General features: G+C 67.4%; 24 protein-coding genes and 1 tRNA gene. 10 read left to right on the top strand and 15 right to left on the bottom strand.

The genetic code is table 11. From position 1 onward, the window contains the following. Positions 1-61: 61 nt before the first annotated feature. The 9 genes from AU197_RS05655 to AU197_RS05615 all read right to left on the bottom strand — a co-directional run bounded on the left by AU197_RS05655 (position 62) and on the right by AU197_RS05615 (position 10,869). A complete protein-coding gene (locus AU197_RS05655) occupies positions 62-1,003 on the bottom strand; it encodes a Ppx/GppA phosphatase family protein (protein WP_064401535.1) in 942 nt (313 codons plus the stop codon). Continuing rightward, entirely contained in the window at positions 996-1,493 is a 498-nt protein-coding gene (locus tag AU197_RS05650; RefSeq protein WP_064401534.1) for a DUF501 domain-containing protein, read from the bottom strand. Before AU197_RS05650 ends, AU197_RS05655 begins: the two co-directional genes overlap by 8 nt. Next, complete coding sequence (locus tag AU197_RS05645; RefSeq protein ID WP_064401533.1) at positions 1,486-2,187, bottom strand: FtsB family cell division protein; 702 nt, start codon at positions 2,185-2,187, stop codon at positions 1,486-1,488. Before AU197_RS05645 ends, AU197_RS05650 begins: the two co-directional genes overlap by 8 nt. Before the next feature lie 14 nt (positions 2,188-2,201). Beyond that, a complete protein-coding gene (gene eno, locus AU197_RS05640) occupies positions 2,202-3,491 on the bottom strand; it encodes a phosphopyruvate hydratase (RefSeq protein WP_064401532.1) in 1,290 nt (429 codons plus the stop codon). A gap of 87 nt (positions 3,492-3,578) precedes the next feature. Next, positions 3,579-4,310: a lytic transglycosylase domain-containing protein gene (locus AU197_RS05635; RefSeq protein ID WP_064401531.1), complete on the bottom strand. Its 732-nt coding sequence runs from the start codon at positions 4,308-4,310 to the stop codon at positions 3,579-3,581. Between the two features lie 103 nt (positions 4,311-4,413). Further along, positions 4,414-5,484 carry a nucleoside triphosphate pyrophosphohydrolase gene (locus AU197_RS05630; protein WP_064401530.1) on the bottom strand — a complete coding sequence of 357 codons (1,071 nt, stop codon included), beginning with the start codon at positions 5,482-5,484 and terminating at the stop codon, positions 4,414-4,416. 168 nt (positions 5,485-5,652) lie between these two features. After that, positions 5,653-6,285: a hypothetical protein gene (locus AU197_RS05625; protein WP_064401529.1), complete on the bottom strand. Its 633-nt coding sequence runs from the start codon at positions 6,283-6,285 to the stop codon at positions 5,653-5,655. 256 nt (positions 6,286-6,541) lie between these two features. Then, positions 6,542-10,186 (bottom strand): transcription-repair coupling factor, encoded by a 3,645-nt coding sequence (mfd, locus tag AU197_RS05620; protein WP_064401568.1) that lies wholly within the window; start codon positions 10,184-10,186, stop codon positions 6,542-6,544. Positions 10,187-10,263: 77 nt separating this feature from the next. Next, complete coding sequence (locus tag AU197_RS05615) at positions 10,264-10,869, bottom strand: TetR/AcrR family transcriptional regulator (RefSeq protein ID WP_064401528.1); 606 nt, start codon at positions 10,867-10,869, stop codon at positions 10,264-10,266. Positions 10,870-10,967: 98 nt separating this feature from the next. Between AU197_RS05615 and AU197_RS05610 the strand changes: the two genes are divergently transcribed. From AU197_RS05610 to pth, 8 genes are all read left to right on the top strand, one after another. Next, positions 10,968-11,039 (top strand) — tRNA-Gln (locus AU197_RS05610). Between the two features lie 109 nt (positions 11,040-11,148). Continuing rightward, positions 11,149-12,630 (top strand): bifunctional UDP-N-acetylglucosamine diphosphorylase/glucosamine-1-phosphate N-acetyltransferase GlmU, encoded by a 1,482-nt coding sequence (gene glmU / locus AU197_RS05605; protein WP_064401527.1) that lies wholly within the window; start codon positions 11,149-11,151, stop codon positions 12,628-12,630. A 98-nt stretch (positions 12,631-12,728) separates the two neighbouring features. Next, the gene (locus AU197_RS05600) at positions 12,729-13,709 is read left to right on the top strand and encodes a ribose-phosphate diphosphokinase (protein WP_064401526.1); all 981 of its coding nucleotides are present in this window, start codon (positions 12,729-12,731) and stop codon (positions 13,707-13,709) included. Further along, on the top strand, positions 13,710-14,054 hold the full coding sequence (gene arsC / locus AU197_RS05595; RefSeq protein WP_064401525.1) for an arsenate reductase (glutaredoxin): 345 nt from the start codon (positions 13,710-13,712) through the stop codon (positions 14,052-14,054). Next, on the top strand, positions 14,051-14,734 hold the full coding sequence (locus AU197_RS05590; protein WP_064401524.1) for an LpqN/LpqT family lipoprotein: 684 nt from the start codon (positions 14,051-14,053) through the stop codon (positions 14,732-14,734). Before arsC ends, AU197_RS05590 begins: the two co-directional genes overlap by 4 nt. A gap of 95 nt (positions 14,735-14,829) precedes the next feature. Beyond that, positions 14,830-15,702 carry an oxidoreductase gene (locus AU197_RS05585; protein WP_064401523.1) on the top strand — a complete coding sequence of 291 codons (873 nt, stop codon included), beginning with the start codon at positions 14,830-14,832 and terminating at the stop codon, positions 15,700-15,702. Positions 15,703-15,844: 142 nt separating this feature from the next. Next, positions 15,845-16,522: a 50S ribosomal protein L25/general stress protein Ctc gene (locus AU197_RS05580; RefSeq protein WP_064401522.1), complete on the top strand. Its 678-nt coding sequence runs from the start codon at positions 15,845-15,847 to the stop codon at positions 16,520-16,522. 6 nt (positions 16,523-16,528) lie between these two features. After that, positions 16,529-17,107 (top strand): aminoacyl-tRNA hydrolase, encoded by a 579-nt coding sequence (gene pth, locus AU197_RS05575; protein WP_064401521.1) that lies wholly within the window; start codon positions 16,529-16,531, stop codon positions 17,105-17,107. A 2-nt stretch (positions 17,108-17,109) separates the two neighbouring features. Here the strand turns inward: pth and AU197_RS05570 are convergent, their stop codons facing one another. The 3 genes from AU197_RS05570 to AU197_RS05560 all read right to left on the bottom strand — a co-directional run bounded on the left by AU197_RS05570 (position 17,110) and on the right by AU197_RS05560 (position 20,009). Then, positions 17,110-17,832, bottom strand: coding sequence for a cutinase family protein (locus tag AU197_RS05570; RefSeq protein WP_064401520.1), 723 nt, complete (start codon positions 17,830-17,832; stop codon positions 17,110-17,112). Between the two features lie 74 nt (positions 17,833-17,906). After that, positions 17,907-19,067, bottom strand: coding sequence for an Rv3169 family protein (locus AU197_RS05565; RefSeq protein WP_231744836.1), 1,161 nt, complete (start codon positions 19,065-19,067; stop codon positions 17,907-17,909). A gap of 9 nt (positions 19,068-19,076) precedes the next feature. Next, positions 19,077-20,009, bottom strand: a complete 933-nt coding sequence (locus AU197_RS05560) for a metal-dependent hydrolase (protein ID WP_064401518.1) — start codon at positions 20,007-20,009, stop codon at positions 19,077-19,079. Positions 20,010-20,131: 122 nt separating this feature from the next. Between AU197_RS05560 and AU197_RS05555 the strand changes: the two genes are divergently transcribed. Continuing rightward, positions 20,132-20,701, top strand: coding sequence for a TetR/AcrR family transcriptional regulator (locus AU197_RS05555; protein WP_064401517.1), 570 nt, complete (start codon positions 20,132-20,134; stop codon positions 20,699-20,701). Here AU197_RS05555 and AU197_RS05550 read toward each other — a convergent pair. Further along, positions 20,676-21,518 carry an alpha/beta fold hydrolase gene (locus AU197_RS05550; protein ID WP_064401516.1) on the bottom strand — a complete coding sequence of 281 codons (843 nt, stop codon included), beginning with the start codon at positions 21,516-21,518 and terminating at the stop codon, positions 20,676-20,678. The genes AU197_RS05555 and AU197_RS05550 overlap by 26 nt on opposite strands. An 82-nt stretch (positions 21,519-21,600) precedes the next feature. Between AU197_RS05550 and AU197_RS05545 the strand changes: the two genes are divergently transcribed. Then, positions 21,601-22,650 (top strand): phosphotransferase family protein, encoded by a 1,050-nt coding sequence (locus AU197_RS05545; protein WP_064401515.1) that lies wholly within the window; start codon positions 21,601-21,603, stop codon positions 22,648-22,650. Here the strand turns inward: AU197_RS05545 and AU197_RS05540 are convergent. Together AU197_RS05540 and AU197_RS05535 are read right to left on the bottom strand one after the other, a co-directional pair. Beyond that, on the bottom strand, positions 22,647-23,516 hold the full coding sequence (locus tag AU197_RS05540) for an ABC transporter permease (protein WP_064401514.1): 870 nt from the start codon (positions 23,514-23,516) through the stop codon (positions 22,647-22,649). The genes AU197_RS05545 and AU197_RS05540 overlap by 4 nt on opposite strands. Further along, on the bottom strand, positions 23,513-24,472 hold the full coding sequence (locus tag AU197_RS05535; RefSeq protein WP_064401513.1) for an ATP-binding cassette domain-containing protein: 960 nt from the start codon (positions 24,470-24,472) through the stop codon (positions 23,513-23,515). Before AU197_RS05535 ends, AU197_RS05540 begins: the two co-directional genes overlap by 4 nt. Positions 24,473-24,594: the final 122 nt, after the last annotated feature.

The following is a 24,594-nucleotide window of genomic DNA, read 5'->3' as shown; positions in this document are numbered from 1 at the left end:
AAGTCCCCTTCTCGAGGTACTCCTGGCCCGCCGAAGGGCGCGTGTCCCGGGCGGTCGACGTTCAGCCGGCGATCGACAGCGCGATGCCGTCGAGGATGTCGTGCTCGCTGACCGTCAGCTCCTCGATACCCGCCCGCTGCCGCAACGCGTCGGCCAGTTCCTCGACGATGATCGCGCCGCCGCCGATGACGTCGACCCGCCCCTCGTGCATCGGCCCGAGCTGGGCCCGTTCGGCCCGGGGCATCGCGATCAGCCGCTCGCACACGCTGAGCAGTTCGCCGAACGGAACCCGCGACAGGTGAATTGCCTCGGAGTCGTAGGCCGGCAGCTGGTGCGCCAGCGCCGACAGGGTTGTCATGGTGCCCGCCACGCCGACCCAGGTGCGGGCCTGTTCGACGGGCACCGCCCGGAACGCCTCGCGCAGCCCTTCGCGCACCACGTCACGCGCCGCGGCGATCTCCTCTGCGGTCGGTGGGTCCGAGTGCAGGCAGCGTTCGGTGAGCCGGACGCATCCGATGTCGGCCGAATGTCCGGCGGTCATCTCGTCGCTTCCGAGCACCACTTCGGTCGACCCACCGCCCAGGTCGACAACCACGAAAGGCGCTGCGGCCGCGTCGAGTTCGCCGACCGCACCGTTGAACGACAACGCGGCCTCCTCGGCGCCGGTGATCACCTCGGCCACCGCACCGGGCGCGACGGCCCCCAACACCTCGGCCGTCATCGCGAAGAAGGCGTCGCGGTTCGCCGCGTCCCTGGTCGCCGAGGTCGCCACCATCCGGACCTTGTCGACGCCGTGATGGCGCATCAAATCGGCGTAGTCGGCCAGTGCCGACTCCGTACGCGACAGCGCCTCCGGCGCGAATTGCCCTGTGGCGTCGACACCTTGGCCCAATCGGACGATGCGCATCTCGCGGTGCACATCGGCCAGCTTGCCCCCCGCCCGGTCGGCGATCAGCAGGCGGATCGAGTTGGTGCCGCAGTCGATGGCGCCGACCCTACTCATGGGTCCACCTTTCCGGATCGAGAATGCCTTCCATCGCGGGCTCGCCGGCCAGCGCCGCCAGTGCTTCGTCGCCGAACGGATTGGTGCCCGGCCCCTTTGCCAGCGAGTGGGCGATCAACACGTGCAGGCACTTGACGCGGTCCGGCATGCCGCCACCGGAGAACGTCGTACCCAGAGATTCGATCGCGTCGCGCTCGGCGAGATACGACTCGTGGGCCTCCCGGTACGCCCGCGCCAAGTCGGGGTCGCTGCGCAGCCGCTCGGTCATCTCCCGCATCATGCCTGAGGATTCCAGCCTGCTGGCGGCGGCCGTCAGCACGGGATGGGTGAGGTAATACAACGTCGGAAACGGCGTTCCGTCAGGGAGTTTCGGCGCGGTCTTGACGACACCGGGTTCGCCGTTGGGGCATCGGTAAGCGATTTCGAGGACGCCGCGCGGCTCGCGACCGAGCTGCCGCTCGACGGCCTCGAGGTCCGCGGCGTCAACCACCGGGCGGGGGTGGCGGCGGCGGTGGGGGCACACCGGGTGCGGGCGGTGGTACGTCCGGCAGCGGACCGGGGGTGATCCCGTGCGGCTCATCGGCGATCGTGTGCCACAACGCCGTGTACCACGGCTGGCCGCGGTTGACGGTCTGCGGTTCCTGATCGGGTGTGCCGGGCACCACCGCGCCGGGCGGCAACTGCACCTGGTACGGAATCTCGCCCGGCATGACGAAACCGAGCCGTTCGCGGGCCTGCGCGGCGATGAACACCGGATCGGCCAGCTTGACCTTCTGCTGTTCGAGATCGGCGATCTGGGCCCGCAATTGCTGTTCGGTCGCTTTGAGTTGCTTCATCTCCGTGCGCTGCGCGAAATAGGTGCGCACCGGCCCCGCGATGGTCAGCGTCAACACGCACACCACCACCGCGAGGATCGCCGCGCGCCGCGCCGCGGACCCGAACCGCTGCTCGGACTGCTGCTCGGCCGATTCGGCGATGGCGCGCCGGATGACGACGCCGGCCTCTCCGGATTTGGTCGGGGCGTCGGCGGCCGCCTCGGTCGCGGGACGCGAATCGGTGGCGCGCGGCTCGCGGCGTGCAGCGACCCGCGGACGGCCCTTCGAAGCACCGCCTGCCTTGCCCGACTTCCCTGGTCGGGAGGTCGGTGACCGGCGCTTCGGGTCGGGCCGTTTGGCTTCGGGCACGGGCCGCTACCGGGCTATCTGGCTTCCATGGCGAACCGGGGGAAGGCGAGGTCGCCGGCGTAGCGGGCGGCGTCGCCGAGGTTCTCCTCAATGCGCAGCAGCTGGTTGTACTTGGCGACACGCTCACTGCGGGCGGGTGCGCCGGTCTTGATCTGGCCACTGCCGACCGCAACGGAGAGGTCTGCGATCGTGGTGTCCTCGGTCTCGCCGCTGCGATGGCTCATCATCGTGCGGTAGCCGCTGTTATGGGCGAGCGCCACCGCGTCGAGCGTCTCGGTCAGCGTGCCGATCTGGTTCACCTTCACCAAAAGCGCGTTGGCGGCGCCCTTTTGGATGCCCTCCTCCAGCCGCTCCGGGTTGGTGACGAACAGGTCGTCGCCCACGAGCTGCACGCGGTCGCCGATGGCCGACGTCAGCACGACCCAGCCGTCCCAGTCGTCCTCCGACAGCGGATCCTCGATCGACACCAACGGATACGTGTCGAGCAGACCCGCGTAGAAGGTGCCCATCTGCTCAGCGGTGCGCACCTCGTTCTCGAACTTGTAGCCCTGCCCGTCGGCGTAGAACTCGGTTGCGGCCACGTCGAGTGCGAGCGCGACGTCCGAGCCCGCCGTGAACCCGGCGGACTCGATGGCCGACAGGATCAGGTCGAGCGCGGCCGTGGTGCCCGCCACGTCGGGAGCGAAACCGCCTTCGTCACCGAGACCGGTCGCCAGTCCCTGCGCCTTGAGCACCGACTTCAGCGAGTGGTACACCTCAGTGCCCCAGCGCAGCGCCTCCTTGAACGACGCCGCGCCGATCGGGGCCACCATGAACTCCTGCACATCGACACCGGTGTCGGCGTGCGCCCCGCCGTTGAGGATGTTCATCATCGGCACCGGAAGGATGTGGGCGTTCGGGCCGCCGAGGTAGCGGAACAGGTCGAGATCGGCCGCCTGGGCCGCGGCCTTGGCCACGGCCAGCGAGGCGCCCAGGATGGCGTTGGCGCCGAGCCGCGACTTGTCGGGGGTGCCGTCGAGGTCGAGCAGCGCCTGGTCGACGAGGCGCTGGTCATCGGCCTGCAGACCGATGACGGCCGGGGCGATCTCGTCGAGTACGGCCTCGACCGCCTTCTCGACGCCCTTACCCCCGTACCGTGAGCCGCCGTCGCGGAGTTCCACGGCTTCGTGCTCACCCGTCGAGGCACCCGACGGCACGGCGGCGCGGGCGAACGACCCGTCTCCCAGCAGAACCTCAACCTCGACCGTGGGGTTTCCCCGGGAGTCGAGGATCTCTCGGGCTCCGACCTGATCGATAGTGGGCACTGGCGTCTCCTTGGTGTCCTCGGTAGTGGGGGCGAGATGTTTCGCGTCAACCGACGAGCCTAGAGCCTTCCAGTTCGGGAAGCGTGTCTAGAGGGGGTGCCCGTTGGCGTAAGCGGTCGCCCAGTCCCGCACGGTCCGCGCGTACTGGTCGGAATCGTTGTAGGCGCGCAGCGCGTTCATCCATCCGCGCGGCGTCTCCAGGTCCTTGCCGGTCCAGCACAGATAGCCGGCGGCCGACAGCGCGGCGTCGTCCATATTGTCTGCGCTGACCTGGCCGTCGTTGTTGGCATCGACGCCGTAGTGGCCCCACGTCTCGGGGATGAACTGCATCGGGCCCATCGCGCGGGCGTGTTTCGAGTCGCCGTCATGGCTGACCGCGGAGTCGTCGAAGATCTCGAGATTGCCGTTGGTGCCGTCGAGCCAGACACCTCGGATGGGCGGTTCGACGTCCCCGTTCGATCCGATCGCCGCGCCGCGGTAGGTGCCGTGATGGCTCTCCACCTGCCCGATCCCGGCCAGCGTCGTCCACGCCAGCTTGCAGTCGGGGTTCTCCACCTCCGCCACCCGGGCCGCATAGGCGTACGCCTCGAGCGCGGCCACCGGAATGCCCAGCTTGGGTGCGCGTTCGGCGGCCCATTCGTGAAGCTGATCGGCGGGACGGCCCTTGGCGTAGGTGTCGATCGCGGGCACCGGATCGCCAGGGGGCGGCGGTACGCCCTCAGGGATGGGCGTCCCGAGCTGCCACGAGCAGCTAGAAGCCAAGAGCAGCGCCGTCGCTCCTAGAACGGCGACAGCACGCAGCCAACGCACCGGCGACACCAAACTCCCTCAACCAACTTCGGTTGCTGCCCATGGTCCCACGTGTCCGGGACGTCGCGGCTCAGCGTTGGGAGCGATTCGGATGCACAAAATTTTCACCGGTTCAGGACGCCGGATCGGCAACTTTAGCCTCAGCAGCCTCATCGGCCACTTCTGCCTCGTTGGTCTCAGCGGCATCGTCATCGGTCTCATCTATTTCCATCGCGTCGTTGCCGCCGTCCGTTTCGACCGCGTCGGCGGACGGCCAGTGCGCGCGCCACTCGTCTTCGGTCACGGTGCCGAGCGGAGTGGCGTCGAGTTCCTCGGGCACCTCGTCACCACGACGGTCGACGGCGATTGCCCGCTCGACCCGTCGCACCGTGTCCATGAACTCCAAAACGGCCGAGCGCAAGGCGTTCTCGGCATCGCCGCCCACCGCCACCGTCACCGATGTGATGGCCTGGGGAATCAGGTCCACCGGTAGCCCAGCGGCGCTCACCCGCTCGATCACCTTCTGCGCCAACGCCAGAGCGGGCTGAGCGGTCGGCACGTCGTCCATCGTCGAATGCGCCCGCTTGGCCTTCTTCTCCAGCGCCTTGCGCTCCTCCCATTGGGCGAGTTGATCGTCCAGCGAGATCGGCTCCCCGGCGAGCACCGCCGGTACGCGGTTGCCCAACTTGCGTACCAGCGCATCGGCGACGTCGTCGATGCCGAACGAATTCTGCGGTGCGTCTTCGGCGATGCGGGCGTGAAAAAGCACCTGTAGCAATACGTCTCCGAGCTCGTCACGCAGCGCCTCAGCGTCACCGCTGTGCACGGCGTCGAACACCTCGTAGGTCTCCTCGAGCAGGTAGCGGCGCAGCGAGTCGTGCGTCTGCTCGCTCTCCCAGGGCCCGGACGTGCGCAGTTTGTCCATCATCGCGACCGCGTCGACCAGGCGTTCGCCCGGCGCGGCCTCGGGCGCCGAAATCACCCTGTCCCCGGCCGCCAGCCGGGCCTCGACCGCGGGGTGTTGCGGGTCCGAGGACAGCAGCACCGGCGCATCCTCGCCGTCATACGCGGGCCGCGCCGACGGCAACGACCACGGCACCTTGATCGGCATCTCCTCGGTGTACTGGACGTCACCGGAGAGCAGATCGATCGCGTCGATCGGGATCAAGGACGGGCGTCGAGGGTCGACCAAAACGACGGTCATCGGGTCACACCCCCTCACGCGCTTTGTCGAAACCGCTGATCTCGGTTATACCAACACCTCGTCGGACGCCGTAGCCGATGAACCCTGGCGGCGTCTCTCAGCACCTCGGACCGGCGATGGCCGCCCTGCCTGGCGGCAGGACGGCCATCGTGTCCCTTACTGCGTGGCTCAGGACTCCGGCTCGATCAGGTCGTCGGGGATGACCCAGTGACCCGGCTTCTCATCGAAGAACGGGTTGACGACCCCATTCACGTCCGGAAGCTTCTTCAGCTGCCCGGGCGGAATCCCGTAGAACGGGTTCGCGACACCGTTGATGAACGGCGAGTTCTTCAGCTGTCCGGGCGGGATGTGCCCGTTCGGCAGCTTGAAGTAGTTGTCCACCTCGGGGAACTGCACCTCGGGCAGGTCCACATCGGGCGCGTTCACTCGCGGCAGATCCACATCTGGCGCGTTCACGCTCGGAATGTCCACATCGGGAACGTTCACCCGCGGCACGTCCACATCAGGAACGTTCACCCGCGGCACGTCCACATCGGGCACATTGACGGCCGGAACGTTGACCGGCGGCACGTTGACCGGCGGCACATTGACCGGCGGCACGTTCACCGGCGGCACATTCACCGGCGGCACGTTCACCGGCGGCACATTGACCGGCGGCACGTTCAGCTCAGGAACGGGAACCGGCGGCTGCGGGATATTGATGTGCGGTTGCGCCTGTGCGAAACCTGCGCCCAGGCCGAACGCACCGAGCCCAAGTGCACCGGTCATCGTGGTGGTCACTGCCAATTTCTTGAAGTCCATCGAAAACTCCTTCGCCTTGCGTCATCGCGACGCGCACCAATCACTCGGTGGCATCGTGTGATGTTCGGTTTAGGAAATTGCTTAAACCACCTGTCACAGGTGATCGACGCCCTCGGTTTGGACGACTCCCTCGGTTCAATGGGCAAGCAACACCTTGACCCCCCGACGTGTATGTCGGGTCGGCGTGACGGTGCGTTAACAGCGGATCCCGATCCGGCCGGCGGCTGAACAGTTGTACAGACGCTGTGACCTGGCGTTAGTTCGCAGAAATCGGGTCCGAAATTATGTCGACGCTGCCCTGTGGCTTCCCGTCCAGCGCCAGGATCAGGTCGGCGACCATCTGCACCAACTCGAGATCGCGAATGCGCGGTGCGCCGATGCCGTCGCCGGCACGGGGTATCGGCACCTGCACCGTCGACGTGGTCGCCCGGTAACCGGCGCTCGGGTACATCCGCTTGAGCCGCAGTTGCTGTGAATCCATCAGCTGCAGCGGAGAGAGCCGTACCGTCGACTCCGACACCGAGCTGACCTCGGTGACGCCATAGGCCTTCAGCAGCAATCGCAGACGCGCGACGGCCACCAGACGCCTCGCCGGCTCGGGTAGCGGGCCGTATCGGTCGACGAGTTCGTCGACGACGGCGTCCACCGCCTGCTGATCCGGAGCCGCCGCCAGCCTGCGGTAACCCTCCAGGCGGAGTCGGTCGCTGCCGATGTAGTCGGGCGGCAGATGCGCGTCGACGGGCAGATCGATCCGCACATCCTTCGGTTCTTCCGGTGCGGCAACGGTTTCCCCGTCCGCAGCCGCGCGATAGGCCTCCACGGCCTCGCCGACCAGACGCACGTACAGGTCGAAGCCGACGCCGGCGACATGTCCGGACTGTTCGGCGCCGAGCACATTGCCCGCACCGCGAATCTCCAAGTCCTTCATCGCCACCGCCATGCCCGCGCCGAGTTCGTTGTTCTGCGCGATGGTCGCCAGCCGGTCGTAGGCGGTCTCGGTGAGCGGAACCTCCGGCGGGTACAGGAAATACGCATAACCACGTTCGCGGCTACGGCCGACCCGGCCCCTCAACTGATGCAGCTGCGACAGGCCGAAGGTGTCGGCGCGCTCGACGATCAAGGTGTTGGCGTTGGAGATGTCCAGGCCGGTCTCGACGATCGTCGTGCAGACCAGGATGTCGTATTCGCGGTTCCAGAATCCCTCGACGGTGCGCTCGAGCTGTTCCTCGGGCATCTGACCGTGCGCGACGACCACGCGCGCCTCGGGCACCAACGCCGAAACCCGCGCGGCCGCTTGGTCGATGGTCCTGACCCGGTTGTGGATGTAGAACGCCTGCCCGTCGCGTAACAGTTCGCGGCGCAGCGCCGCGGCGATCTGCTTGTCGTCGTGGGGTCCGACGTACGTCAACACCGGGTAGCGCTCCTCGGGCGGAGTGAGGATCGTCGACATCTCCCGAATGCCGGCGAGGCTCATCTCCAGCGTGCGCGGGATCGGGGTGGCGCTCATGGTCAGCACGTCGACATGGGTGCGCATCGACTTGATGTGTTCTTTGTGCTCGACACCGAAGCGTTGCTCCTCGTCGACCACGATCAGGCCGAGGTCCTTCCAGGTGACGCCGGTCTGCAGCAGCCGGTGCGTGCCGATCACGATGTCGACGCTGCCGTCCTTCATGCCCTCGAGCACCGCGCGCGACTCGGCCGGATCGGTGAAGCGCGACAAGCCCTTCACCGTGACGGGGAAGCCAGACATTCGCTGGGTGAAGGTTTGAAGATGCTGGTCGGCCAGCAGCGTCGTCGGCACCAACACCGCGACCTGCTTACCGTCCTGCACCGCCTTGAACGCCGCTCGTACCGCGATCTCGGTCTTGCCGTAACCGACGTCGCCGCAGATCACCCGGTCCATCGGGATGGGCTTTTCCATGTCGGCCTTGACCTCGGTGATGGCCGTCAACTGGTCGACGGTCTCGGTGAAGCCGAACGCGTCCTCCATCTCGGCCTGCCACGGGCTGTCGGGGCCGAATGCGTGACCGGGCGAGGCCTGCCGCTTGGCGTACAGCGACACCAGTTCAGCGGCGATCTCGCGAACTGCTCTGCGCGCCTTGGTCTTTGTGTTGGTCCAGTCACTGCCGCCCAGCCGGGACAGCGTCGGCGACTCCCCACCGACATAGCGCGACAATTGGTCCAGCGAGTCCATCGGCACGTACAGCTTGTCGGTGCCCCCGCCCCGCTTGGACGATGCGTACTCCAGCACCAGGTACTCGCGACGGGCGCCGCCGACGACGCGTTCGGTCATCTCGACGAACCGTCCGATGCCGTGCTGGTCGTGCACCACCAGATCGCCGGCGGACAGGGCCAGCGGGTCAACGACGTTGCGCCGCTTGGCGGCCAGCCGTTTACCTTCGGTGGCGGTGGCGCGGTTACCGGTGAGGTCGGTCTCGGTGATGATCACCAGGTTCGCGCCGGGGATCACCACACCGTCGTGCAGCGGGCCCTTGAGGACGTTGACGATTCCGTCCCTGAGATCCTCCCCCGGCTCCAAACAGACTGCTGCCGTGTCGGATTCGCGTAACTGCTCGACGACGCGGTGAGCCGTTCCGGTGCCGGGCGTGACGACGGCAGCGTGACCACCGGTGAGGACATGCGCACGCAGCATCGCGAAGATCTCGGTGACATTGCTCTGTTGTCCGCGGGCCGACGGCGCCGGCCGGATGTCGATCTCCAGCGCGGCTTCGTCGGACAGCTGGCTCAACGTCCACCACGGGTGCCCGCTCTCGCGGGCCGCGGCGCGCGCGTCGTCCAGTTCGACGAAACCCGACGCACCCAGCGCCTCGAGGTCGATCGGAGCTGTGCTCTTGCCACCGCCAAGCGCTGCAGCCGACCACGACGCCTCCAGGAACTCGCGGCCCGTCTTGATCAGATCGGCGGCCCGGGTGCGGACCTTCTCCGGATCACAGATCAACAGCGGCGTGCCCGCAGGCAACAGATCCGAGAACGTCGACAGCTCGTCGGGACGCAACAGCGGAAGAAGGGCCTCCATCCCGTCGACCGGGATGCCCTCGGAGAGCTTGGCTAGCATGTCGGGAACGGTGCCGGGCAGCGTGTTCTCCTGCACGGGGTGCTCGCGGGCCAGTTCGACGGCGCGTTCGCGGACATCCTCGGTCAGCAGCACCTCCCTGCACGGCACCGCGATCACGGTGTCGACGTCGATCTCCGGAATCGACCGCTGGTCGGCGACGGAGAACATCCGCATCTCGGACACCTCGTCGCCCCAGAACTCGATACGCACCGGATGCTCGTAGGTCGGCGGAAACAGGTCGAGGATGCCGCCGCGCACCGCGAACTCGCCGCGCTTGCCGACCATGTCGACGCGGGTGTAGGCGAGTTCGACGAGCCGTTCGATCAGGCTGTCGAACTCGGCCTCGGCGCCCACGCGCAGCGTCACCGGTTCGACGTCGGCCACGTCGGGGGCCATGGGTTGCAGCAACGATCGCGCGGTGGTGACCACCACTTGCAGCGGCGGCCCGAGACGGGTGTCGTCGGGGTGGGTCAGCCTGCGCAACAACATGAGCCGCGCACCGACGGTGTCGACACCCGGTGAGAGCCGTTCGTGCGGCAGCGTCTCCCACGAGGGGAACATCGCCACGGCGTCACCGAACACGCCGCGCAGTTCGGCGGTCAGATCGTCGGCCTCGCGCCCGGTGGCGGTCACGACGACCAGCGGGCAGGCGTGCGCGATCGCGGACGCGACGAACACCCGGGCGGCGGCCGGGCCGACGATGGCCAGATCGGCGGGCCTGTCGGCGGCGAGGCGCGAGATCTCCTTCAGGGAGGGATCTCGAAGAGCCAGATCGACGAGCCCGGCGATCGGGGTTGGGACGGACACGGTCCCCGATGCGGTCATGATGCCTTCCATCGTAGGCACGCGCCGAAACGCTTGCCGCGACGAGGGTTTGCCCCCATCCGCTGACGAGATCTACGTCACTCGTCGAGCAACAGCGGATCGTTCTCCAGATGCATCAGCCCGTTCCAGCACAGGTTGACCAGATGCGCGGCGACGACCTCCTTCTTGGGCTCGCGCACATCGAGCCACCACTGCGCGGTCATCGACACCGATCCGACCAACGCCTGCGCGTACAGCGGCGCCATCTCCGGGTCCAGACCCCGGCGGGAGAAGTCGCCGGCCAGGATCGAGGACACCTGGTTGACGGCCTCGTTGAGCAGCGTCGAATAGGTACTGCCGGAGGTGATCGACGCCGGGGAGTCGCGGATCAGGATGCGAAAGCCGTCGGTGCGTTCGTCGACATAGGTCAGCAGGGCGAGCGCGACGCGCTCGATGCGCAGCCGCGAACGGTTGTTGGTCATCCGGGTCAGCGACGAGGTGATCCCGTCGAGCAATGCCGACATCTCACGGTCGACGACCACCGCGTACAGGCCCTCTTTACCGCCGAAGTGTTCGTAGACGACGGGCTTGGAGACGTTGGCGCGCTGCGCGATCTCCTCGATCGACGTGCCCTCATAGCCACGCTCGGCGAAGAGCTTGCGCGCGACCTCGATGAGCTGGTGGCGCCGCTCGGCGCCCGTCATCCGCGCCCGCGGCGCCCTGACCTCCTTGTCGAGTGCTGCCACGGTTACCAGGTTAGATGCCCCACGCCGCCGTTGGACTAGCATCACGAGGTGTTCGATCCGTCGTGGTGTAATCGGCAGCACCTCTGATTTTGGTTCAGATAGTTCAGGTTCGAGTCCTGGCGACGGAGCGGATTGAGCGGCGAGCGACCGCCATATGACAAACGTGGGTTGGCGCGTCGTCGGACAGACACCTTCGTCCCCGGCGTTCGCGGGGCTCACGCTGGGAAGGAATGCCCGATGACGCAGGCAACCTCCGATACAGCGGTGGTCGTGCTCGCGGCAGGCGCCGGCACCCGGATGCGGTCCGACACCCCGAAAGTGCTGCACACGATGGCGGGTCGCAGCATGCTCGCGCATGCCCTGCACGCGGTGGCCGGGGCGGCGCCGCGGCACCTGGTCGTCGTGGTCGGCAAGGACCGGGACCGGGTGACGCCCGAGGTCGAGCGGCTGGCCGCCGAGCTCGGCCGCCCGATCGACACCGCCACCCAGGAGCAGCAGCTCGGTACCGGACACGCCGTGCAGTGCGGCTTGGGGGCACTGCCGCCCGACTTCACCGGCACGGTCGCGGTGACCTCGGGCGACGTGCCGTTGCTCGACGCCGACACGCTGGCCGACCTGATCAGCACGCACAACACCCGCCCGACCGCGGCGACCGTGCTGACCACCACGCTGCCCGACCCGACGGGTTACGGCCGGATCCTGCGCACACAGGACGGCGAGGTGATGGGCATCGTCGAACAGGCCGACGCCAGCCCCGAACAGCGGGCGATCACCGAGGTCAACTCCGGGGTGTACGCGTTCGACGTCGCCGCGCTGCGGTCCGCGTTGGGCCGTCTGAGTTCGGACAACGCCCAGCAGGAGCAGTACCTGACCGATGTCATCGCGATCGTGCGCTCCGACGGTCTCGTCGTGCGGGCCAAGCATGTGGACGACTCGACGCTGGTGGCGGGGGTCAACGACCGTGTGCAGCTGGCCGAGCTGGGCGCGGAGCTGAACCGGCGCATCGTCGCCGCGCACCAGCGGGCCGGGGTCACCGTTGTCGATCCCGCCACGACGTGGATCGACGTCGACGTGACCATCGGCCGCGACACCCTCGTCAAGCCGGGCACCCAGCTGCTCGAGGGCACCCGCATCGGCGGACGCTGCGAGGTCGGCCCCGACACCACCTTGGCCGACGTCACGGTCGGTGACGGCGCGACGGTGTGCCGCACGCACGCCGCCTCGTCGGTGATCGGGGACGGTGCGACGGTCGGACCCTTCGCCTACCTGCGGCCGGGCACCGTGCTGGGCGCCGACGGCAAGCTCGGCGCATTCGTCGAGACCAAGAATTCGACCATCGGCACCGGCACCAAGGTGCCGCATCTGACGTACGTCGGCGACGCCGACATCGGCGAGCACAGCAACATCGGAGCGTCGAGCGTCTTCGTCAACTACGACGGCGAGACCAAGAGCCGCACCACGATCGGCTCACACGTCCGGACCGGGTCGGACACGATGTTCGTCGCCCCGGTCACCGTCGGCGACGGCGCCTACACCGGGGCGGGGACCGTCGTGCGCGACGACGTGCCGCCGGGTGCGCTGGCCGTGTCGGCGGGGCCGCAGCGCAACATCGAGGGCTGGGTGACGCGCAAACGGCCGGGGTCGGCGGCAGCGCGGGCGGCGCAGCAGGCATCGGCCGACGAGGACGGGTCGGCTACCGATGACACGGAATCGCGGTGAACGGCGCCGGCCGTTCACAATCTGGCCACCCGGACACGCCCGACGCGTCGAGCTACGTAGGATTAGCCGGTATCGATCCCCGACCTTGAAGGCGCACTGTGGGCACCGAGTGGACCGACAATCGAAAAAATTTGATGTTGTTCTCGGGTCGGGCGCACCCCGAACTCGCTGAACAGGTCGCCAAGGAACTCGACGTACCCGTGACGGCGCAGACCGCGCGGGACTTCGCCAACGGCGAGATCTTCGTCCGGTTCGACGAATCCGTCCGCGGCTGTGACGCCTTCGTGCTGCAGAGCCATCCCGCGCCGCTCAATCAGCACCTGATGGAACAGCTGATCATGATCGACGCGCTCAAGCGCGGCAGCGCCAAGCGGATCACCGCGATCCTGCCGTTCTATCCGTACGCACGGCAGGACAAGAAGCACCGCGGCCGTGAACCGATCTCGGCGCGGTTGGTCGCCGACCTGCTCAAGACCGCGGGTGCCGACCGGATCGTCACCGTCGACCTGCACACCGACCAGATCCAGGGCTTCTTCGACGGGCCCGTCGACCACATGCGGGCGCAGAAGCTGCTCACCGGCTACATCGCCGAGCACTACTCCTCGCACGACATGGTCGTGGTGTCCCCCGATTCGGGCCGGGTGCGCGTCGCCGAGAAGTGGGCCGACTCATTAGGAGGCGTTCCCCTCGCCTTTATCCATAAGACTCGCGACCCGCTCAAACCCAACGAGGTGGTGTCCAACCGCGTCGTCGGCGACGTGCGGGGCAAGACCTGCGTGCTGACCGACGACATGATCGACACCGGCGGCACCATCGCCGGCGCGGTCAAGCTGCTCAAGGCCGACGGTGCGGGCGACGTGATCATCGCGGCGACACACGGTGTGCTGTCGGATCCGGCCCGCGAGCGGTTGGCCGATTCGGGCGCCTGCGAGGTGATCGTCACCAACACGCTGCCGATCGGCGATGACAAGCGTTTCCCGCAGTTGACCGTGCTGTCGATCGCGCCGCTGTTGGCGAACACGATCCGCGCGGTGTTCGACAATGGTTCTGTCACCAGTCTTTTCGACGGGTCGGCCTAGATGTCCAAGGGCGTCATCTACCACAACCCCAAGTGCTCCACCTCACGCAAGACGCTGGATCTGTTGCGGGAGAACGGAATCGAGCCGGAGATCGTCCAGTACCTGAAGACGCCGCCGACCCGCGCCGAGCTGGAGAAGATGATCGCCGACGCCGGCATCGAGGTGCGGGCCGCCGTGCGCAAGAAGGAGTCGGTGTACCGCGAGCTCGGCTTGGCGAATGCCTCCGACGACGAACTGCTCGACGCGATGGTCGCGAATCCGATCCTGATCGAGCGCCCGTTCGTCATCACGCCGAAGGGCACCCGGTTGGCCCGGCCGATCGACGCGGTGCGCGAGATTCTGTGAGCCGTCGCGGCTTTCAGCTTCTCGTCGCTGCGGTGACGGCCGTCGGCACGATCGCCGCGGTGTCCGGCTGCGGCACGGAACCGCCCAACTACCAGTCGGTGTGGTCGACGTCGTCGGCGCCGCCGACGTCCACCGCCAATCCGGATGACAAGCCGATGCCCATCGCGGCGTTCCTGGAACAGGCCGGTGTCACCGGCCAGCCCGTGTTCCCCGAGAAGCTCACCGATCTGACCGTTTCGTATCCGACCCCGGCCGGATGGGAGCCGTACTTCAACACCAACTTCGCGCCCGGAACCAGGGTGATCGCCAAGGGCGAGACGTACCCGATCGCGATGCTGGTGGTGATGAAGTTGACCGGCGACTTCGACCCGCGCGAGGCGATCAAGCACGGATACGTCGACGCCGAGATGTCGCAGAACTTCAAACGTCTCAACGCCTCGATGAACGATTTCAAGGGTTTCCCGTCGGCGATGATCGAGGGCAGCTACGACCTCAACGGCACCCGGATGCACAGCTACAACCGCATCGTGATCGCGACCGGCGCACCGCCCGCCAAGCAGCACTATCTCGTGCAGTTCACGGTGACGGGTTATGCCCAGAAGGCCGCCGAGGAGGCCCCCGACATCGAGAAGATCATCGGCGGCTTCAACGTCGCCGTGCCCAAGCCGCCGCCGAAGTAGCGCCTGTTTCTCCATGAAAGGGCGTTCCAGCAGCGAAAGAGCGAGTGAGGGCCTGCGGGAATGCCATTTCACGCCAACTCACTAGGGTGGTCGTCATGAGTGCATGGACCGCCGCGGATCTGCCCTCCTTCCGCGGGCGCACCGTCATCGTCACCGGCGCCAACAGCGGCATCGGCTTGATCACCGCGCGGGAGCTGGCCGGAGCCGGCGCCAAGGTCATCCTCGCCGTGCGCAACACCGCCAAGGGCGACGAGGCTGCCGCGACGATCACCGGGGATGTCGAGATCGGCAAGCTCGACCTGCAGGACCTGGCGTCCGTGCGCGCGTTCGCCGACGGCATCGAGGCCGTCGATGTGCTGGTCAACAACGCCGGCATCATGGCCGTGCCGTACGCGTTGACCGTCGACGGTTTCGAGAGCCAGATCGGCACGAACCATCTGGGTCATTTCGCCCTGACGAACCTGCTGTTGCCCAAGATCCGCGACCGGGTCGTGACGGTGTCCTCGGTCATGCATCTGATCGGCCGGATCAATCTCAAGGACCTCAACTGGAAGGCCCGACCGTATCTGGCGTGGCCCGCCTACGGCCAGTCGAAGCTCGCGAACCTGCTGTTCACAAAGGATCTGCAGCGCCGGCTCAGCGAGGCCGGCTCACCGGTCCGGGCGATCGCCGCGCATCCGGGCTACTCCGCGACGAATCTGCAGGGCCAGACGGGCAACCCGATCGGAACCCGATTCTGGCTCGCGGCCAACCGGGTGTTCGCCACCGAGCCCGAGTTCGGTGCCCGCCAGACCCTGTACGCGGTGGCCGAGGACCTGCCGGGCGACACATTCGTGGGCCCGCGCTTCGGCAGTCGCGGGCCCACCGGGCCGACGGGGTTCCGCAGCCCGCTGGCGCGCGACGGCCGGACGGCGAGCGCGCTGTGGGAACTCTCCGAGCAGCTCACCGGCACCAAGTTCCCGCTCTGATTTGGGGCGCGGCGGCGTTTCCGGCTACCCTGACCGGTGATCACGGCGAGGGTGGCCGCGCCAGCGGAGGCCACCGTTATCGACGCGAACCTCATGTGGTTGAGCCCCGCCGTGCCGAGCACACGACAGGAGCACCCACATCATGGCGAAGAACGCCCCCAACAACCTGACCGCCGCGGTCCGCACCGAGACCGGCAAGGGCGCATCGCGCCGCGCCCGCCGCAATGGCAAGGTGCCCGCGGTTCTCTACGGTCACGGCACCGATCCGCAGCACCTCGAACTCGACGGCCATGACTTCGCCGCCGTTCTGCGCCGCGCCGGCACCAACGCCGTGCTGACGCTCGACATCGGCGGCAAGGAGCAGCTCGCGCTGACCAAGGCCCTCGACATCCACCCGATCCGCCGCACCATCACGCACGCCGATCTGCTCGTCGTGCGTCGTGGTGAGAAGGTGGTCGTCGAGGTCAACGTCCTCGTCGAGGGTGAGGCGGTGCCCGGCACGCTGGTCACCCAGGACGCCAACACCATCGAGGTCGAGGCCGACGCGTTGTCGATCCCTCAGCAGCTGACGGTATCGGTCGAGGGTGTCGAGGCCGGCACGCAGTTCAGCGCGGGTTCCATCGAGCTGCCCTCCGGCGTCTCGCTGATCTCGGATCCGGAGATGCTGGTGGTCAACGTCGTCGAGGCGCCCTCCGCCGAGGAGCTCGAGGCCGAGGGTGCCGGCGAGACTGCGGAGGAAGAGCAGGAAGCCGCAGAGGTTGCCGAGGAGACCGACGAGGGCGAGGGCGCCGAGGCGGCTCCCGCCGAAGAATCGGAGTAGTCCGGCATGGCCGAACCACTACTCGTGGTCGGCCTGGGCAACCCGGGCCCGCAATACGCCACCACGCGGCACAACCTCGGGTTCCTCGTCGCCGACATCCTCGCCGACCGCATCGGCTCGGGATTCAAGGTGCACAAGAAGTCCGGCGCCGAGGTGGTCACCGGCCACCTCGCCGGACGCTCGGTGGTGCTGGCCAAACCACGCACCTACATGAACGAGTCGGGTCGGCAGGTCGGGCCGCTGGCCAAGTTCTACTCGGTGCCGCCGGCCGACATCGTCGTGATCCATGACGAGCTCGACATCGACTTCGGCCGCATCCGGCTGAAGTTCGGAGGCGGTGTGGCCGGGCACAACGGTCTACGCTCAGTGTCTTCGTCGTTGGGCAGCAACGACTTTCAGCGTGTCCGCATCGGGATCGGTAGGCCGCCCGGCCGCACCGACGGCGCGAAGTTCGTGCTGAGCACCTTCACCTCCGCGGAATGGAAGGACGTCCCGACGATCTGCGAGCAGGCCGCCGACGCCACGGAGATCCTGATCGCACATGGCGTGGAACCGGCGCAGAACATCGTGCACGCCTGGGGCTGATGTCAGCCTCCGGCCTGGCCGGACAGCGTGGTGATCGGCGCCGCGGCGCCGAGACGGTCGGCGGTGAACCGCGCCGCCTGCGCGGCGAGCCCCGACTCGACGTAGAGGCTGTGCGCAGCGACGTCGTTTCCGTTAGAGCACACCGGATCCGCACCGTTGCACAGGTCGATGGTCTTGGGCCCGTACGCCGGGCTCAGCGCGGTGAGCGGGCCGCCGAGCAGGCGGATGGAGGGATTGCCGAACACCGCCACCGCGGCGACGCGGTCGGCGACCGCGGCGGGCATCGGCTGGGTGAAGCCGAGCGTCGGCGTGTTCGCCAGGGCGATTGCGTCGACGACCGCGGCGCCCTGCGAGTATCCGCCGAGCACGATCTTGGTGTCCGGGCAGGTGGTCGCGATGTTCTGAACGAAGAGGCTGGCGTCGTTGGCGCCGTCGGCGGCGCGCAGGAAGTCCCGCGTCGCGGGATAGTTGACCGCGTAGACGCCGACGGACTCATCGCCCACGAGCGGTCGCAGCGCGTCGACGAACGCCTGGCCGACGCGCCCGACGCCCGGCGGTTCCCCGGTGCCGCGGGCGAAGACCACCTGCACATCGGGACACTCGCCGGTGGGCGCCGCCGCGGCCGGCCCTGCCGAGGTCACCAGGGGCGCGCCCAGCGCTGCACCCGAGATGAACACTGCCGCAACCATGATCATCAGCCGACGCAGCGGCAGTCTTGTCTTCATGCATGGACCAAACGCCCAGCCGACGACGATGTATTCCGCGCGCGGTCACCGAATGCCGAGAACCCGGCGTCGACTCAGAGGAACGAGTTCTCGGCGGTGAGCCCTCGCTCGGGGAACTCTCCCAGCGCGAACGTCTCGGCGTTGCCGAGCCCCGAACCGCCACCCACCGGATCCTCCACGCGGACCAGCAGATCCCGCAGCTGATGCAGTTTGCGCGCGTTCTCTGCGGTGTCACAGTCGGTGACGTGATAGCCCTCGACCCGCAGATCGCCCACCCACTGGCCGTAGACCCAGTCGTTCCAGCCGTAGTAGCCGGCCGTCCCGAGGTGAAATCCCGTCGGTCCCGCGGCGGTGATCGTCAGCGGTCGCCGCGCCCCGTCGGAGTCGATCAACGTGACGGTGCCGTGGGTCAGCCGCCGGTTCTCGTCGTTGAAGTGCAGATCCTGTTCCACCGAAGCAAATCGGTGCGACGTTCCGTCGTCGTTCTGTTGCTCTGCCTGACAACGGATTTCGAGGAAGCCGTCGCCGCGCTCCTCCTGATACATCACGAACAGCGAGTATGTCGACCCGTCGGGGCGCGTCAGCGTCATCGGCAGCCACGTCATGAACATCTGCTTGATCTTGCGACCGCCACGCGGCAGGCCGGGAATGGGTTTGCCGACCCCGGGCCGCAGACCCCATGAGTGGTCGCGCACCGATATCCACTCGTCGGGTCGGATCTCGGTACGGTGGCCATCGACCTCGACCCAGCCCGACGCCACACCGATCTGGTGATAGCGCAACACGTTATGGGTGACGCGATAGCCGTCCGGGCTGCGATCGGGCCACGGATCCTCCAGCGCCGCGTCGAAGCTGCCCCGCATGACGACGTCGAAGGAGATCGGCGCGTGCTCGGAGGGCTCCAGGCTCACCTGGATAGACCGTAGCGGTTCGAGCACGCGATAGCGGATCGGTCCCACCTCGGTCGAGGAAGGGTCGGCCGACAGACGGCGCCCGGCCCGCACGGTCCACTGCTCGGTGCCGCGACACACCCCGGCTGCACCGTCGAACACCCCACGGTTGGTGTACTTTCCGACGCCCAGAACGACCTGGAGCGAATTGTCACGCGCATGCGCGAGCGTCCAGATCTTCTCCGTCCACGACGGATCCGATTGGCTGACCGTCGCGAACGTATCGACGATCTGGTGGGTGAGCGACTCGTCCTCGGGTACCAGACTGCCGTAGTTCGTCGTCAACAATCGATGTCACCTTCCAGTGGTGCCCGACGACCGGGCGAACGTCGTCATGTCGGCGCCGCTGTCGTAGGCGCGCATCCAGGTCTGCGCCCATTCCGGCAGCGGTTGATCGGCTGGATCGTGGTATGGCGTCTGTGAAAGCGCCAGCCGCCACACCATTTTCGCCAGGTCTGCGGTCGGCACCGGCTGAAAGATCGTCGGTGCTCCCCCTCCGTCGCCCAGGCGGCGCACGATTGGGAGGCGGTGTTTGAGCTCACCGGTCAGGAAGTCGCCGGACAACAGCTCGCGGGTGGACACGCCGCGATCCTCGATCGGGACGACCTCGTCGAAGACCTTCGCGATTGCGTCGGCTATGCCCCCGACATGGCCGAACGTCCTCTTGATGTGCTTGACGCGTGACCACGGGTGGGGGTTGACGTGATTGCACAGGATCAACCCCGAACTACGGTGCTCGATCTCCTCGACGAAGTGCCACATCATCAGTGAGGCGACCCGGACATCACCCCCGCCGAACAGCGAATCACGGTGGTCGAGAATCACTTTGAACAGCGGGGTGAACGTGGCTTCCAGGTTTGCGATGTAGGCGAGATGGAAGGCGACCGGCTCGTCTTCGAGCAGCTGGTCGTAGGCCGCGCAGGCGTCGGCGTAGCACTGCTCGAGGTCGGGGTAGCGGTCGATCAGCGCGAGCATGTGCTTGCGATGCGCCGCAGCATGCTGCGCCTCCTGCTTGAGGAACCCCTCGGCCTCGGCCGCGACGTGGGGGCTTTCGGCCAACCGGTCTCCGGCCATCCGCACCGCGCTGACGATGTAGCGCTCGAAGGGCACCGCGATGAACGTGAACGCATTGCAGAACAATCCGAAATTCGGATTGGCCGGCTGCCACATGAACGGCACCGACGCGTCGAACTCCCATCCGATCTTGCGGACGACGAGGTCGGTCACCGTTGGTCTCCTCCGCACCGGACGCGACTTCGGTGGAGTCCGGTGTCTCACCCGTCAATAGGGCGCTCGGGCTTGATGTAGCGCAAGTGTGACATTTGACCTCACAGATGTAAAGGTGGGTCATGGCCCGCACCGAGGATGCCGAGCAGTCGCGGCGGCGCATCCTCGCGGCCACTTTCGTCGTGTTGTCCCGGGCCGGTCGGCGGAAGTTGCAGCTGTCCGATGTCGCCGCCGAAGCAGGCGTCTCTCGCCCGACGCTGTACCGCCACTTCGGTTCGAAGGAGGGGCTGCTCGAAGCGTTCGGCCTCTACGAGCAGGACAACTTCGACGCGGGGATCGCGAGCGCGATGACGGGTCTCATGGGCCCCGACCGCCTGGACGCGGCGTTGCGCTTCATCGTCGAGTTCCAAAGCACCTACTCGCTGGGATCGCTCGCCGATGTGGAACCCGAACACGTGCTCGCACAGATGAGGCGGGTGTTGCCGATCATGCACGAGCGGATCGCGCGGATCATCCCCGGCGAGAACGCGGATGTCGCCGCGGCGGCCGTGGTTCGCATCGCGGTGTGCCACTACCTCCTCGGCGGAGGCAGCCCCGAGAGCTTCCTCGCCGAACTGCGCCACGCCGCCGGGCTTGACGGCGGGCGCATCGGCCGTTCCGCGCTGCCTAGCCGGCGTCCAGCCAGTCGGTGATCGTCGCCGCGATGAGCCCGGGCTGTTCGAGGTGCAGGAAGTGCCCCACACCGTCGATGACTTCATGCGACGACCCTGTGGTCGGCAGGTACTCGTCCAGGTTCCCGAGCAGCTCAGCGCCTATCGCGCCGTCGTTTCGACCGTGCAGGTAGAGCGTCGGGACCGGGGGCGGCGCCATCGTCGCCGCGGTCTCGTCGACGGCTTCGGGGTCCCCGAAGTCCGGGTTGAAGGAGGCGCGGTACGGACCGACGACGTCGGCGATGTTCTCGGTGGTCAGATGCCTGCGCAGCTCGGCGATGTCTTCGGCGCAGTCGTATCCCGGTGACCAGTCCGACCACAGAGACTCCCAGAACCCGGGGGCCAACAGCGCCGCCTCGGCCAATCCGACCTGCTGGATGAACCAGATGTAGAACGACCGCTTGAGTTGGGGGTAGGTGAACAGGCCGGTCGCCAGCGCACCGATCGGCGGTACGGCGAGCGCCACGTAACGCGTGAACACCGGGGACGGGCCCGCGACCACGCCGTAGCCGGCGTGCGCACCCCAGTCGTGACCGATCAGCACCGCGCGCTCGTCGGCCCCGCTGGCCTGCGCGACCTGCCGTATATGACGGACGTAGCTGCCCACGCTGATCGGGCGCCCGACCGGTGCGTCGTATCCGGGTAGCCAGGGAGCCACCACGCGATAGCCGTGGCCGACCAGATGCGGCCCGAGGTGACGCCATGTGAACGGGGTGTCGGGGAAGCCGTGGACCAGGACCGCGAGCGGACGGTCGTGGTCCTCGATGTCGCCGAAGGTGACGGCCTGCGGTCGGGTCACGTCGCGAGCGTATTACATACGAACCGTCGGATGTAACAGCTCGAGGCTTTACATCGCACCGCCCGCGTGTAAGCCTCTTTGCATGGCGGGCATCGCTCTGGACAGCCGCGACCTCGACTCCACCCGGGTGCGACTGCGGGACTGGTTCGCCAACCGGCACGCCGGCGAGGTGGTGGTATCCGAACTGCGGCCGGCGAACCGGGCCGCGGGGTGGTCGAGCGAAACGCTGGTGTTCACCGCCGAGATCGGCGGCCGCTCCAGCGAGCACGTCATCCGGATACCGCCCGCGGGCGGCGGCATCTTCCCCGACTACGACCTCGACGCGCAGTCGGCGACGCAGAGGCTTCTCCACGACCACGGTGTCTCGACCCCGTCACCGATCGTCTACGAGCCCGACGAGTCGTGGATCGGTTCGAGATTCCTTGTGATGCCGCGGATCGTCGGCTACACGCCGTCGGACACCAGCTATGCGACGCGCGGATGGCTGCACGGTGCCAGCGTGAACGTGCAACGCCGAGTGCACGACTCGTTTCTGGAGACGTTGGCGCGGCTGCATCGGGTGCCGCCCGAGCAGGCCCCGTGGCTGGCGCGACCCGAGGGCGTCGGCGTCAGCGCCGAACTCCAATGGTGGTGGGATTACGTCAGATGGGGCACCGAAGACCAGGTACCCGACGTCATCACCGACGCGTTCGACTGGCTGACACGCCGTATTCCTGCCGCTACAACCGATTTGAGCATCTGCTGGGGAGATGCGCGGCTGTCCAACGCCGTCTTCGACGATTCCGGGGAACTCGTCGGCGCGCTGGACTGGGAGCAGGCCTGCATCTGCCCCGCTGAGGCCGATGTCGCATGGTGGCTGGCCACCCGCAAGCAGATGCTCGAGGTCAACGGATTGGACCTCGACCCCGAGCTGGGGGGATTCGACAGTCGCGCTTCGGTGGTCGGACGCTACGAGGAGATGCTCGGCAGACCACTGCGAGATCTCGATTGGTACGAGATATTCGCGATGGTCCGCATGGGCTGCTGCATCCTGAGGACACAGGTGCTGTTGCGCGCGACCGGGCAGTCGGAGCACTTCCTCACCAAGGCGCCGATCCTGCCCGCGTGGACGGTCGCGGCGATTCGCGGCTAGCCGGCCGTGCGGCGGGCGTAGGCGCGTAGGGCGAATGGCGCGAAGACCGCCGTCAGCAGTAGGGACCAGATGACGGTTGCCAGCACCGGATGGTGCAACGGCAGCTGCGCACTGTCCGGGGCGGGTCCGCCGTTACCCCACAGCTGGCGCATCGCCTGAGCCAGCGACGAAACCGGGTTCCACTCGGCGATGACTCGTAGCCAATGTGGCATCGGCTCCGTGGGGACAAATGTGTTCGCCAGGAACGTGATCGGGAACAAGACGGTGAACATCACACCGTTGACGGCTTCGACGGTGCGCAGCAATGAGCCGATGAGGATGCCGAACCAGATCATCCCGAAACCGAAGACCAGGACCAGAGCGAAGGCCAGCACCGCCTCGGCGACGCTGCCGCGGATGCGCCAGCCGATCGCCAGACCCGTCAGCGCCATCACCACCACGCCCAGCGACGAGTGGAGCAGGCTGGCGATGCTGCGACCGATGAGCACCGACGACCGCGAGATCGGCAGCGACCGGAACCGGTCGATGATGCCCTTCTCGATGTCGGCGGTGATACCGGATGCCACGACGAATGCCGAGAACACGATGGTCTGCGCCTGGATGCCCGGCAGCAGGAACTCGCGATAATTGGTGCCGCCCGGGTTGGGTATCGATGCGCCGAACACGAATGCGAACAGCAACACGAACATGATGGGTTGTGCGGTGACGTCGCTGAGCATCTCGGGCATCCGCTTGGTGTGGATCATGTTGCGTTTGACCATGATCCACGACTGCTGGGCGACGTTGGTGCGTCGAACCGCGACGTGTCGACCGGGGGCGTGCGCCGGCGGCGCCTCGGATGTCGTCACGTCACCTTCCGCGGTCATGCGCCGCCCTCCTCATCGCTGCGGTGACCGGTCAGCGAGAGGAAGACATCGTCGAGGCTCGGTCGCGACAACCCGATGTCGTCGACGGCGATGTTGCTTTCCCGCAGCAGGCCCGCGACGCGGATCATGTCGTCGAGACCGTCGGCCGCTGCGGTCAACTCACGAGCGCCCGCGTTGACGAACACCTCGCTGCCGTTCCTGGCGAGCAGCGCCTCGGCGGCGGGAAGGTCCTCGGTGTTCGTCACCGTGACGACCAGGCTGGCATTGCCCGCCTGCTCTTTGAGCTGAAGAGGCGAACCCTCGGCGATGATGCGGCCCTTGTCGATCACCAGGATGTTGTCGGCGAGCTGATCGGCCTCCTCGAGGTACTGCGTGGTGAGCAGCAGCGTGGTGCCCTGCTCGACGAGATCCCTGAGCACGTCCCATAATTCGCTGCGACTGCGCGGATCCAGGCCGGTGGTCGGCTCGTCGAGGAACAAGACCGGCGGTGAGGCGAGCAGGCTCACCGCGAGATCGAGCCGGCGACGCATGCCGCCCGAGTAGGACTTCACCACGCGATCGGCGGCGTCGGCGATCGAAAACTGTTCCAGCAGCTGATCACCCAGCCTGCTGAGGTCTCTGCGGCGGATGCCGTAGAGCCCGCCGATCATCCGGATGTTCTCCCGGCCGGTGAGCAGCTCGTCGACGGTGGCGACCTGCCCGGTCAGACCCATGTTGCGGCGCACCTGATCGGGTTCACGGACGACGTCGTAACCGGCGACCCGTGCGGTGCCGCTGGTCGGTGCGGTCAACGTCGTCATCATCCGCACCGTGGTGGTCTTGCCGGCGCCGTTCGGGCCCAACAGCCCGAGCACGGTTCCGGGGGCAACGGTGAAGCTGACACGGTCGACGGCCGGTTCTCCGTCGCCGTACCGCTTCACGAGATCGATCGCCTCGATGGCGGGAGCGGAAGGCATGACACCGAACGTATCGACAATTGCCGACAGCTCGTTATCCCCGGCTGCGCGTGGGCCCCAGCGCGGGCGCGCGCAAACTGCTGCTCAGGCGCGGCGTGTCGGGTGCAAACACGCACTTTCGG

The organism is Mycobacterium sp. IS-1590, from assembly GCF_001500025.1.
Taxonomy (GTDB): Bacteria; Actinomycetota; Actinomycetes; order Mycobacteriales; family Mycobacteriaceae; genus Mycobacterium.
The sequence above is the reverse complement of the archived record's forward strand: the minus strand, read 5'-3'. Positions and strand labels throughout refer to the sequence as shown.

Coding starts and splice junctions, on each gene's coding strand:
- AU197_RS05655 (WP_064401535.1), bottom strand. CDS start 1,003: ATGAGTAGGGTCGGCGCCATCGACTGCGGCACCAACTCGATCCGCCTG.
- AU197_RS05630 (WP_064401530.1), bottom strand. CDS start 5,484: ATGACCGTCGTTTTGGTCGACCCTCGACGCCCGTCCTTGATCCCGATC.
- AU197_RS05625 (WP_064401529.1), bottom strand. CDS start 6,285: ATGGACTTCAAGAAATTGGCAGTGACCACCACGATGACCGGTGCACTT.
- mfd (WP_064401568.1), bottom strand. CDS start 10,186: ATGACCGCATCGGGGACCGTGTCCGTCCCAACCCCGATCGCCGGGCTC.
- AU197_RS05615 (WP_064401528.1), bottom strand. CDS start 10,869: ATGACGGGCGCCGAGCGGCGCCACCAGCTCATCGAGGTCGCGCGCAAG.
- glmU (WP_064401527.1), top strand. CDS start 11,149: ATGACGCAGGCAACCTCCGATACAGCGGTGGTCGTGCTCGCGGCAGGC.
- arsC (WP_064401525.1), top strand. CDS start 13,710: ATGTCCAAGGGCGTCATCTACCACAACCCCAAGTGCTCCACCTCACGC.
- AU197_RS05585 (WP_064401523.1), top strand. CDS start 14,830: ATGAGTGCATGGACCGCCGCGGATCTGCCCTCCTTCCGCGGGCGCACC.
- AU197_RS05580 (WP_064401522.1), top strand. CDS start 15,845: ATGGCGAAGAACGCCCCCAACAACCTGACCGCCGCGGTCCGCACCGAG.
- pth (WP_064401521.1), top strand. CDS start 16,529: ATGGCCGAACCACTACTCGTGGTCGGCCTGGGCAACCCGGGCCCGCAA.
- AU197_RS05570 (WP_064401520.1), bottom strand. CDS start 17,832: ATGAAGACAAGACTGCCGCTGCGTCGGCTGATGATCATGGTTGCGGCA.
- AU197_RS05555 (WP_064401517.1), top strand. CDS start 20,132: ATGGCCCGCACCGAGGATGCCGAGCAGTCGCGGCGGCGCATCCTCGCG.
- AU197_RS05545 (WP_064401515.1), top strand. CDS start 21,601: ATGGCGGGCATCGCTCTGGACAGCCGCGACCTCGACTCCACCCGGGTG.
- AU197_RS05540 (WP_064401514.1), bottom strand. CDS start 23,516: ATGACCGCGGAAGGTGACGTGACGACATCCGAGGCGCCGCCGGCGCAC.
- AU197_RS05535 (WP_064401513.1), bottom strand. CDS start 24,472: ATGCCTTCCGCTCCCGCCATCGAGGCGATCGATCTCGTGAAGCGGTAC.